Below are 10,215 nucleotides of genomic sequence, written 5' to 3' on the forward strand. Positions count from 1 at the left end.
GAGCTTGTATGAGCGACAAAGAAAATGTTGTTTTAGAAGATGGCGAACGCATGCTGTCTCCAGTTCCGATGTCTGAGCGACGCCCGACATTTAACCAGATAATGGTTTGGGTAGGTTTTGGCTACGTCGTTACTGGACTTTTCATAGGTGGCGTTCTAGCCGGTTTTGGCGGAAAGCCTGGCGTCTCACCTCAAACTGCCCTTTGGGCGATCATTTTAGGTATGGGCTCGCTAAGTATCATCACTGCGCTACTTGGCATAATGGCTCAAAAAACAGGCATGAGCCTAGCTCTAGTTTCTAGGTACTCTTACGGCATAAAAGGTGCAAATTTGCCAATGATCATCATGGCACTGCTAACACTTGGCTGGTTTGCCAGCATCACTGGCATGGTCGGTCAAATTTGGGGTTCATTTATAGGCAACCCAAGTGGCGTCATCGTCTTTGACCCAGCAAATTTTGGCTACAAAGATATCGCTCCGATCACGCTTGAGGTATTTTTATTTTGCTTCATCTTTGGCATTATATTTACCATCACAGCATACGTAGGTATCAAAGCCATCGAGGCTATCGCTATCCCTATAAGCCCTGTTATCTTAATCATCGCAGTCTATGTTGGCTACGAGATGTTAGCAGAGGGCGGCGGAGCTGCAGCATTTTTAGAAAAGACCAAAAATATACAAGGTCTTGGGCTTGGAAATGCGATCACAGCTGTTGTTGGTAGCTGGATAGCAGGAGCTGTTATGGGCGTTGATCTATTTAGATTTAACAAGTCAGTAAAAGCAGTCATCGCTGGTGTCGTAGCTTGCTTTATACTAACAAACCCTCTTTTAAACATAGTTGGCTACATCGGCGCAGTAAGCGTTGGTCAGTTTAACTACGTAGAGTGGATGCTAACAAAGTCAGCCCTTTTAGCTATCATCGGTGTCATAGCTTGGACAGCATCGCTTTGGACAACAAACAATGCCGAGCTCTACTGCAACTCGCTATATACTGGTCCAGTGCTATCAAGCATAAATTTAAACATAAATAGAAAAAAACTAGTGCTACTTGCTGGCATAGTAGGCACTGTGCTTGGCTCATTTGCCTTTTATCAAATGTTCTTTGCGTCATTTATCACGATACTTGGTACATTTGCTCCGCCTCTTGCTGGTCCGCTGATAGCTGATTATTACATCATCAAAAAAGGAAAGTACGACATCGCTAAATTTAACAGCGAACCAGACTATCACATGGCTGGCGTTATTTCATTTATCATAGGCGCTTTGCTTGGATTTATCTTCCAGTACTATTTGCCACTTCCATTTGACCTACCATCAGGTCTTGTAGCGTTAGTTATTACGATTATTATCTATCCGATATTTTATAAAATTTTTAACAAGGAGATGAGATGAAAAAGGTAGTTTTAAACGAATTTAGCGCAAGAGAGCTAAAGCAAAAATTTGAGGCACACGAGATAGATAGCGCTATCACGACCTTTGGTAGTTGCGAGAGCCACGGCTGGCACCTGCCGCTTGGCCCTGATCTTTTTGTGCCTGAAGAGATCGCAAAAAGAGCAGCTCTAAGACTTGGAAAGACTATCGTTGTTCCAGGCGTGCCTTTTGGTACTTCTATCCACTACAACCAATTTCCTATGTCAGTCACTCTTAGATTTGAAACCACGATAGCGATCGCTGAAGACATTTTTGAGAGCCTTATAAATAACGGCATAAAACATATCATCATCCTAAATGGCCACGACGGCAACATCCCTGCCCTTGAGATCGCCGCTAGAAAGGTAAAAGATAGACATAAAGACGCTGTTTTGGTCTTTATCCCTGCTTGGTGGAACATCACAGGAGCTAGACTAAAAGGTACATTTGACGTCTGGGATGGACTTGGCCACGGCGGAGAGGGCGAGACTTCTATAACTATGGCAGTTAAGCCTGAGCTTGTAAATTTAGAGTATGCAAAGTCACAAGTGCCTCACGATGTGATCGGTTTTGGCGAGTTTAGCACCATCATCTGGGATATCAAAGAGGTAACAGAGACGGGTGCAACAGGAGATAGCACAAAAGCTAGCCTAGAAAAAGGTCAAAAGATGCTTGATTGTGTGACTGACTATGTTGTCGAGATCGTTGAAAAGCTTGAAAAAATGGGCTGGAAATACGACCACAGAAAATAAATTTATGTGCGCTAGAAATGGCGCACATTTTTACTACTAAATTCTTCACAAAATTTATAAAACAAAATTTGAAATACTGACTAAAAGTTAAATTTGATAGATAGTAGAAATTTAAAAAAAGAAAAGCCATATAAAAATATGGCTTTAAATTTTAATGCTCGTGCTCGCTAATAGCGACTGCGCCAGCTAAATAAACATAAGTTAGCATCATGAAGATAAATGTTTGCAAAACAGCCATAAGTGTTAGAAGTGCAAAGGCTGGAAGCGGCGCAAACCAAGGTGCAAGTGTAAGCATCGCAAGCAAGAACAAGTCGTCGCCTTTGATGTTACCAAAAAGACGGAATGAAAGCGAAACTACACGTGAAAGATGTGAGATGACTTCGACTGGAAACATAATAGGAGCTAGAAATTTGTTTGGTCCCATAAAGTGTCCAAAGTATTTGAAAAAGCCATTTTCTCTAATGCCCTCAAAGTTATAGTAAATAAATACAACCAAAGCCAAAACTAGAGTTAAATTTAAGCTTGAGCTTGGTGACTCAAAGCCAGGGATGATGCCGATGACGTTTGAGAAAAATACGATAAAACCGATAGTTGCGACAAGTGGAAGGTATTTTCTAGCTAGCTTTTCGCTGCCTAAAGTATCCTTGCCCATAGAGATAACGCCCTCTAAATAAGCCTCAACTATGTTTTGAAGGCCTCTTGGTACAAGCTGCATCTTGCTCCTTGCGATGTAGGCAACGATGAGGATGATCAAAGCTACAAGGCAAAAGTGAAACGCATAGACAAAGGCATGTGAATGGTTTAGCAAATTTGAGAATAGAAACAAATCTTTCATTGATTTACCTTAGATTTAGAATTTTGCGTGATTGTAACAAAATTATTGTTAAAACATTTTTAATTTTAAGCTTTGAAGTAGTCAAAAAGTAGTTTACAAATGGTCGCTGCGACAACTATCAAAAACATCGTTCTAATAAATTTGACCTCTTTTTTGATGACTAAGTTTGAGCCAAAATAAGCTCCTAAAATTTGCCCCACAGCCATCAAAAAGCCAACTAGCCAAAGTATCTGCCCGCCAGCTATAAAAACGCCAAGTGCTACGATGTTGCTGGTGAAATTTAAAGCCTTTGTGTGAGCGACCGCCTTTTTTAAATTTAGCCCGATAAGTGCCACCATCGCAAACATCCAAAACGAACCAGCTCCTGGGCCAAAAAAGCCGTCATAAAAGCCCAAAATGAGCCCAAAGATGACATAAAATAGCCTCTCATTCATCTTTGCAGCCCTGTCGCTCTCGCCTATTTTTGGCATAAAAAGCGTGTAGATAAAGATGGCGATAAGCAAAAATGGGATGATTATTTTTAAGAAATTTGCATTTAAAAATAAAATGAGCGTTGCGCCGATGAGGGCTCCAATAAATGTAAAAACTATGCCAACAAAGCACTCTTTGTAATCAATCAGCCCTTTTTTGGTGAAATTTAGCGTTGCCGTGAAGCTACCAAAGACGCCTTGAAGCTTGTTTGTGCCAAGGGCAAGATGAGGTGGCACGCCCATTGCCATGATAGCTGGCAGAGTGATCAGTCCGCCACCACCTGCGATCGCGTCGATAAAACCACCCAAAAATGCAGCCACAAAAAAGACGACGTAGCTAAGTAGGTCAAATTCCATTTTTACTCTTTTGTAAATTTAAGTTAAAAGCGGATTGTAGTTTAAAGTTTTAAAATTTCATCTTAGAAATGGGAGTTAAATTTGAGCGAGAAATTTAAAAAAGCCTTTAAACGTTAAATTTAAAGGCTTTTTGTGGGGGCTTTATTACTTAATAACGCCGCAAAGCATTCTAGCGCCGCCACCGCCAAGTGCTTTTGGTTGGTCACTGTGGTTATCGCCACCGACGTGAACCATTAGTGAGTGACCTTTTAGCTCGTCAAGATTTTTTATCTTTGGAGCTAGCACTGGGTAGTTTGCATTGCCCTCGGCATCTACGTAAAGTGCTGGTAGATCGCCTTTATGACCCTTATCGTCCCATGCGAATGAGTGCATCTTTGTCTCAGCTGGATCCCAGTGACCACCTGCTTTCATACCTAGACCTTTCTCAGTCGCGCCACAATCAGCATTTTGATGAACGTGAAAGCCATGAAGTCCTGCAGGAAGACCTTTTAAATTTGGAAAAAACGCAACGCCGTAGTTTGTCTTAACAGCTACTACTTCGCCAACGCTCTTATCGCCCTTTTCGCTTAGCTCATTAACAGGTATGACTAGATGCTCGCCAGCCTTTGGATCAAAGTGATGACCCTCGTGAGCAAAAAGCAAAGTTCCTAAAACTGCACTTAGTAAAACGATTTTTTTCATACAAGCTCCTTATGGATAAAATTGTATGACAAGTCTATCCTAAATTTAAAAATTTAGCAATAATTTTTATTTTTTGAGATTTTTTACGATGGTTTCTAGCTCTTTGCTCTGCCCTATCCTGTAAAGCGCAAAGTCGTATTTTATCGGGTCAAGCTCGTCAAATTCTCTAAGCTTTTTTGTAAGCTCCATGACCGCTTTGAAGTCGTAACTCTTTCTATTTATAAGTCCTAAATTTAATGAAACCCTATGCGTATGCACGTCAAGTGGCATCAAAAGTCTATCTTTTGGCAAATTTTTAAACAGTCCAAGATCGATGTCACTATCTCGCACCATCCAGCGAAGATACATATTGTAGCGTTTATATGGACTTTGAGGCTCTTTGCTAAAGCTCTTACCAAAGAAAAACTCATATCCATCTGAGCGGTAAGAATTTAGCCCATATATAAATTTAATAAGCTCATTTACGCCCTCTATCATGTCGCCGTTTTTTGCAAGACCTTGGCACAAAATTTCTTCTATGTCAGCCTCTTTTTTCAGGCGTGAAAGCGTGATGAAAATTTCTCTCACGTCGTTTTCATTTTGAAAGCGGTATTTGAAATTTGACAGATTTTTCTTGATATTTTGCTCGCTCTCATCAAGCAAGCTAAATTCAAGCGAATTTAGAAATTTCACTATCATTTTTGCGTTGCCATAAGCAAATAACGCACAAATGAGCGCTATGTTTGGCTCTTTAAATTTAGTAGCTACTTGAAGAGGATCTGGGGCGTCAAATAGCCCAGAATTTGTATTTTTACTAAGTACGTGTGCGTCTAAAAGGCTCTTTATATCACTCATTGTTTTAGTGAAAGAAGGGTGTCAAGCATCTGATCAACGGTTGTGATGATCTTTGCAGCTGCGCCGTAGCTCGCTTGAAAGCGGATTAAGTTTGTAAGCTCTTCGTTGGTATCTACGCCGCTTGTTGATTGAAATTCCTCTTCAGCAGTCCTTTGTAAAGACGTGTTTGTATCGTGGATAGTATTATTCGCCTCAGTATCGCTCGCCATATCGGTCGTAAAATAGCGGTAATATCCCTCTATTGTCTCGTCCCTATCAAGCGCAGTGCCACTTGAGTAAAATGTCTGCTTTTGGTACTGAAGCTGGATCATCTTGTTTGCAACTTCGTTGTTTCCGACGATCGGCTTTGAGTAGGCACGAAGCTTTGTGTGATCTTGGGTGAAATTTTGATTGATGCCTATTGTATTTGAGTTTGTGCCAGAAAAAAATCTGTTGATGCCAACAACGCCTGGAAAATTTGTGCCGTGATCGACTATTGATATGCTATAAAGCCCTTGAGCTTGCTTTGGTATGAGCGCAAATGTGCCTTGATGCGTATTTTTATCATAAAAATATGACGCTTCAAAGAAGTCATCGACGTCATTTAGCATGTTGTTGTCGTTGTTATCGTCTGAATTTGAGTTAAAATCCTGCACAACAGAGTTGCCGTATTTTGTATCATTCATAGTCGTTGTGCCGTTTATCTCGATGGTCTTTTTAGCTACGACGTTACCCTTGTTGTCATAAACGATAGCATCAAAGCTGCCGTTTCTTATGCTGTTGTCGTGGTTCATCAGCGTCTTATCGTTTTCTAGGTAGCTGATCGGATCTGAGTTTGAAATTTCAACCGCAGACTCGGCATAGACATTGTTTGTGCTAGTTATTAAAGTTTTTGAAAATGTATTTAGGTTATCGATATATTTTTGGATGATACCATCGCTAAATTTATCATTATCTGGCTCGTAGTTGCGGCCTCTAAGATCAAGTGCGGCGCCTATTTTGCCATTTGTGATCTTCTCCTCCATAGGGATACGTCTGCCATCTTCTCTTTCATAATAAATTTTCGTGTATTGCCCACTCTCGGTTGAGCTCATAGAAATTTCATGAAAATTTACACCATCAACAATACTCACACCGCCGATATTTAGGTTGTAGTATCTTCCTTGATCGCTTATGCCAGTATCTATCCTTGACTCGCTTTTTAGATCGCTTTTATAAACAGCCGTATTTACTAGCTTTGACATAGCAAGCTCTAGCTCATCGCGCTTGTCACGAAGGTCGTTTGCATTTATCTTGATGCCAGCGTCTGCGCCAGATTCAACTCTTTGAATTTGCTTATTGATATTTGCTATTTGCTTGCCAAGTGAGTTTATCTCGTTTATATTTATCTTTATAGTCTCATCTATCTGAGTATGCATATCATAAAGCATCTTTGATGAGCGGTTGATGCTAGCTGTTAAAACGCTAGCTTTGTTTATCAAATTTACCTTTTGAGCACCCTCGTCTGGGTTTGAAGCAAAGTTATTCCACGCTGCAAAATACTCTTGGATATCTTTTACCATGCCGTTATCTTTTAGATCTGGGAAGTATTTTGTCGCCTCTTGTAAAATTCTCTGTTTATAGCCTGTATTTTCTAAATTTGATGATGAATATTTTAGTCTTGAGTAGGCAAACTCATCGTGAAGCCTTGTCACGGTATCTACTTGCGTGCCTGTGCCAACGCCACCAGGGACTGTGTTCATCGCTGGAGATGCAGACTGGACTACACGCTGCCTTGTGTAGTAGTTACTATCGGCGTTTGTGATGTTGTTTCCGGTTGTGCTTATTTGCACTTGGGCTGCATTTAGCCCTGAAACGCCTGTGCCTAATGACATAAAGATATTAGCCATTTTTTAAACCCTTGATTTGTAAAAATTATTATCTGTGCCGCTGCCGTCTTGTCCGTATTCATTAGTATGAGTACCAAAGACTTTTTTGCTAAGTGAGTCGAAAAACTCTTTAACAACAACGACGTGTCTTGCATATTCTTTATTTACTTTATGCAAAATTTCAAGCTTTGAACGCATAAGTACTAACTTTGACTTCACTTCATCATCTAAAACATTTGCAAGTGTTGTAGTGCCACTCTCTTTTGAGACCCTTAGTAGCTCTTTATCCAAAGCTCTTTTGGTATCTTCAAAAGCGCGCACGAGAGCATTTTTCTTCTTCACGCTCTCATCAACGCTTGAGTGTTTCGCCTCTTTTATGTTGGCGATATCTTGCATCGTTAAATTTATAAGCTCGTCTAGCTCGCCTATGGCCTCGTCCAAAAGCTTCTTTATCATTTAAATTCCTTTAAATTTAGAGCAACGCATCAGCCACAGCTTTAGCTGTTTTAGAGATATCTACCTGATAGGTACCATTTGCTATTGCATCAGCTATCTCTTTTACTCTTGCGTTTTCGTTTGTTTTTACTTCTTTGTTTTCATTTTCAACTCTAGCATCGCTATTTTTATTTAGCGTATTTGCCTGGTAGTTTGGTCTTTGGTTCAAAGGAGTTATCATATCCATACCTCTTAAAATAAAATGTTTATATCACTACATCGGCAAAATATAAATTTACTTAAGAGTCTCTCTTTAAAAAATCGTATAAAAGTTCTGAAAAACCTAAATTTCCACTCAAAGCTTTGCTCATAGCGTCGTTATACATAGACCTGTAAATGTCGCTGCCAGCGGCTTTTGGATAGAGTGAGTTCTTATCATCTTCTTTTAAAGCGATATCAAGAACAGCTTTTACCATAAATGCTTCAAAAGCATCAGTTTGCTCTTTCAAAAGTGCATCTTGTTTGGCATTTGCATTTTTTATCTTGTTTGCTGAGATGTCGTTATATGAATTTAGTGCTAGGGTGTTGTCTATTTGCATTATATTATCTCCAGATCGACTTGTATCGCGCCAACTCGTTTTAAATTTTCAAGTATCGAGATGATGTCGCTTGGTGTTGCTCCAAGTTTGTTTAGCGCTCTTGTCACGTTTGCAACGGTTGTTTTCTCACCTGAAATTTTAAGTAGATTTTGACTAGGGGCTACTGAGGTGTCGCTACCTATATTTACATCATTTTGCGCCGCCTCTTCGTAGCTGTTTGGCTCTATCTTTATAGTTATAGCACCATGAGTTATCACAACTGGACTAACTACCGCGTTTATACCGCTAACTATCGTGCCAGTTCTCTCATCAACTACGATCTTTTCATCTGGCTTATACTCAACATCAATATCAAGCACAGCGCTTGCAAGCTCGATGATACTAACATCATCTGGCTTTTTAACGATAACCGTTCTTGGATCGATCGCCTTTGCGGTGTCGTCTGAGATGTTTGCATTTATGGCGTTTTGGATATCAAGGGCGGTTTTAAAATTTGTATCTTTTAGGCTTAGTTTTATGCTATCTTGATTGTAGATATCGTAAGTTACTTCACGCTCCACAAGGGCACCATTTAAGATAGTGCCAACGGTTGGGTGATTGCCGCCACTTCTGCCCGCGCTCTTGCCACCGATACTTAGAGGCCCCTGGGCCAAAGCGTAGATATCGCCATCAACGCCTTTTAGCGGGGTCATAAGAAGTGTGCCACCTTGCAAGCTTTTTGCATCGCCGATAGATGAGATCTCTATGTCAAGCTTATCGCCATGCCTTGCAAATGCAGGCAACTTGGCTGTCACCATAACAGCGGCTGCGTTTTTAGACTTGATATCGTCTGGATTTATCTTGACATTTACGCCTTGAAGCATGTTTGATAGCGACTGGATAGTAAATTTTGACGTTGAGCCGTCCCCTGTGCCGTTTAGTCCGACGACCAAACCATAGCCTATTAGCTGGTTGTCCCTTACGCCAACGATGTTTGCAAGCTCTTTTATCTGCGTAGCAAAGGCTGAAGTAGCTATCACTGAAGCTGCTACAAAAGATAAAATTTTTTTCATATTTTTTCCTAAAATTTAGCTATTTTAGGTTTTTAAAGCAAAAGATGTTCCAAAATTTACTGAAAATAAGAGAGAGAAGTGGCTCCAAATTTTTTAAATTTAATAAGCTTATATGCAGAAATTTCATCGCCAAATTTAAAGTCGCTGTTATGCTCAAAAACTATCATATAAATTTTCTCTTTTTTTAGCTGCGAGATCAAATTTACTAGCTTTTCGTAGATATCATCAAAGCCAGCTCTTATGTCAAATGGTGGATCAAGATAGAGTAAAACCTTGCCATTTTGCGAATTTACAAGATCAGGCAAAAGCGCAAAGCTATCGCCATTTATCGCTTTTAAATTTGCACACTCTAAGCTAGCAAGATTGTTTTGCGTGATCTTAAAAGCAGCTCTATCTTTTTCGATAGCGATAGCCTCACGCGCTCCGTTGCTAACAGCCTCGCTTGCCATCACGCCGCTTCCACCAAAACCCTCTATAAATGTAAGCGAGTAAATTTCATCTCTAATGACGTTAAAAAAGGACTCTTTTACGATGCTTTTTGTGCTTCTAGTCGTACTTAGACTTGGTAGCTCAAGCCTTTTGCCTTTAAATTTACCACTTGAAATTTTGGTATAAAGCTTCACTGATTTGCCCTTAAAATTTCAAGCAGATCGGCTTTAAATTTATCAATTAAGAGTGATACTTTTTGCTCCAAGCTCTTTTCATTTACTATCTGATCTGGCTCTTTTGCCTTTGAAATTTGCGTGGCCGAGTAAAATTCCTCAAGCGTGTCAAGAAGAGTGGCTCTTGTGAATGGATGAGAAAGATGAGCGTTTTTACCTATTATAAATAGCGGTTTTTTTGTGACGATCTCACGGTCACTTACTACAAAATCACAATCCTTATGATGAGCGGCTAAATTTCCACAAAAAAGCAGCAAGGTCTTTTGCAGCAAAATGCAGTCG

General features: G+C 40.1%; 13 protein-coding genes. 2 read left to right on the top strand and 11 right to left on the bottom strand.

Translation table 11 applies throughout. The features are described 5' to 3' along the window. The coding region (locus CYP77_RS04110; RefSeq protein WP_258033425.1) for a purine-cytosine permease family protein at positions 1-1,391 on the top strand (1,391 nt) is incomplete at its 5' end. Continuing rightward, entirely contained in the window at positions 1,388-2,161 is a 774-nt protein-coding gene (locus tag CYP77_RS04115; protein WP_021089789.1) for a creatininase family protein, read from the top strand. The genes CYP77_RS04110 and CYP77_RS04115, both read left to right, overlap by 4 nt. 151 nt (positions 2,162-2,312) lie before the next feature. Here the strand turns inward: CYP77_RS04115 and CYP77_RS04120 are convergent, their stop codons facing one another. The 11 genes from CYP77_RS04120 to CYP77_RS04170 form a co-directional block, all read right to left on the bottom strand. Beyond that, positions 2,313-2,996 (bottom strand): F0F1 ATP synthase subunit A, encoded by a 684-nt coding sequence (locus CYP77_RS04120; protein ID WP_002942300.1) that lies wholly within the window; start codon positions 2,994-2,996, stop codon positions 2,313-2,315. Between the two features lie 65 nt (positions 2,997-3,061). Further along, entirely contained in the window at positions 3,062-3,823 is a 762-nt protein-coding gene (locus CYP77_RS04125) for a TSUP family transporter (protein WP_103565890.1), read from the bottom strand. A 144-nt stretch (positions 3,824-3,967) separates the two neighbouring features. Next, on the bottom strand, positions 3,968-4,504 hold the full coding sequence (locus CYP77_RS04130; protein WP_002942317.1) for a superoxide dismutase family protein: 537 nt from the start codon (positions 4,502-4,504) through the stop codon (positions 3,968-3,970). A gap of 66 nt (positions 4,505-4,570) precedes the next feature. Further along, complete coding sequence (locus CYP77_RS04135) at positions 4,571-5,338, bottom strand: TIGR02757 family protein (protein WP_103565892.1); 768 nt, start codon at positions 5,336-5,338, stop codon at positions 4,571-4,573. Beyond that, complete coding sequence (gene flgK, locus CYP77_RS04140; RefSeq protein WP_103565895.1) at positions 5,335-7,206, bottom strand: flagellar hook-associated protein FlgK; 1,872 nt, start codon at positions 7,204-7,206, stop codon at positions 5,335-5,337. Before flgK ends, CYP77_RS04135 begins: the two co-directional genes overlap by 4 nt. Positions 7,207-7,209: 3 nt before the next feature. Continuing rightward, positions 7,210-7,641 (bottom strand): flagellar export chaperone FlgN, encoded by a 432-nt coding sequence (gene flgN / locus CYP77_RS04145; RefSeq protein WP_103565898.1) that lies wholly within the window; start codon positions 7,639-7,641, stop codon positions 7,210-7,212. Between the two features lie 16 nt (positions 7,642-7,657). Then, positions 7,658-7,861 carry a flagellar biosynthesis anti-sigma factor FlgM gene (locus tag CYP77_RS04150; RefSeq protein WP_035142326.1) on the bottom strand — a complete coding sequence of 68 codons (204 nt, stop codon included), beginning with the start codon at positions 7,859-7,861 and terminating at the stop codon, positions 7,658-7,660. A 58-nt stretch (positions 7,862-7,919) separates the two neighbouring features. Beyond that, positions 7,920-8,219, bottom strand: a complete 300-nt coding sequence (locus tag CYP77_RS04155) for a rod-binding protein (RefSeq protein ID WP_002942304.1) — start codon at positions 8,217-8,219, stop codon at positions 7,920-7,922. Further along, complete coding sequence (locus tag CYP77_RS04160; protein WP_103565900.1) at positions 8,219-9,271, bottom strand: flagellar basal body P-ring protein FlgI; 1,053 nt, start codon at positions 9,269-9,271, stop codon at positions 8,219-8,221. Before CYP77_RS04160 ends, CYP77_RS04155 begins: the two co-directional genes overlap by 1 nt. Positions 9,272-9,327: 56 nt before the next feature. Further along, positions 9,328-9,894: a 16S rRNA (guanine(966)-N(2))-methyltransferase RsmD gene (gene rsmD, locus CYP77_RS04165; protein ID WP_103565903.1), complete on the bottom strand. Its 567-nt coding sequence runs from the start codon at positions 9,892-9,894 to the stop codon at positions 9,328-9,330. Further along, a partial coding sequence (locus CYP77_RS04170; RefSeq protein WP_103599696.1) for an ornithine carbamoyltransferase occupies positions 9,891-10,215 on the bottom strand: 325 nt, incomplete at its 5' end. The genes CYP77_RS04170 and rsmD, both read right to left, overlap by 4 nt.

The sequence above is a fragment of the Campylobacter concisus genome (assembly GCF_002913865.1).
In the GTDB taxonomy this organism is placed as follows: Bacteria; Campylobacterota; Campylobacteria; order Campylobacterales; family Campylobacteraceae; genus Campylobacter_A; species Campylobacter_A concisus_AM.

Excerpts from the sequence above, each read along its gene's own strand:
- CYP77_RS04150 (WP_035142326.1), bottom strand. The coding sequence starts at position 7,861 with ATGATAACTCCTTTGAACCAAAGACCAAACTACCAGGCAAATACGCTA.
- CYP77_RS04115 (WP_021089789.1), top strand. The coding sequence starts at position 1,388 with ATGAAAAAGGTAGTTTTAAACGAATTTAGCGCAAGAGAGCTAAAGCAA.
- CYP77_RS04130 (WP_002942317.1), bottom strand. The coding sequence starts at position 4,504 with ATGAAAAAAATCGTTTTACTAAGTGCAGTTTTAGGAACTTTGCTTTTT.
- flgK (WP_103565895.1), bottom strand. The coding sequence starts at position 7,206 with ATGGCTAATATCTTTATGTCATTAGGCACAGGCGTTTCAGGGCTAAAT.
- CYP77_RS04160 (WP_103565900.1), bottom strand. The coding sequence starts at position 9,271 with ATGAAAAAAATTTTATCTTTTGTAGCAGCTTCAGTGATAGCTACTTCA.
- CYP77_RS04135 (WP_103565892.1), bottom strand. The coding sequence starts at position 5,338 with ATGAGTGATATAAAGAGCCTTTTAGACGCACACGTACTTAGTAAAAAT.
- flgN (WP_103565898.1), bottom strand. The coding sequence starts at position 7,641 with ATGATAAAGAAGCTTTTGGACGAGGCCATAGGCGAGCTAGACGAGCTT.
- CYP77_RS04125 (WP_103565890.1), bottom strand. The coding sequence starts at position 3,823 with ATGGAATTTGACCTACTTAGCTACGTCGTCTTTTTTGTGGCTGCATTT.
- CYP77_RS04155 (WP_002942304.1), bottom strand. The coding sequence starts at position 8,219 with ATGCAAATAGACAACACCCTAGCACTAAATTCATATAACGACATCTCA.
- CYP77_RS04120 (WP_002942300.1), bottom strand. The coding sequence starts at position 2,996 with ATGAAAGATTTGTTTCTATTCTCAAATTTGCTAAACCATTCACATGCC.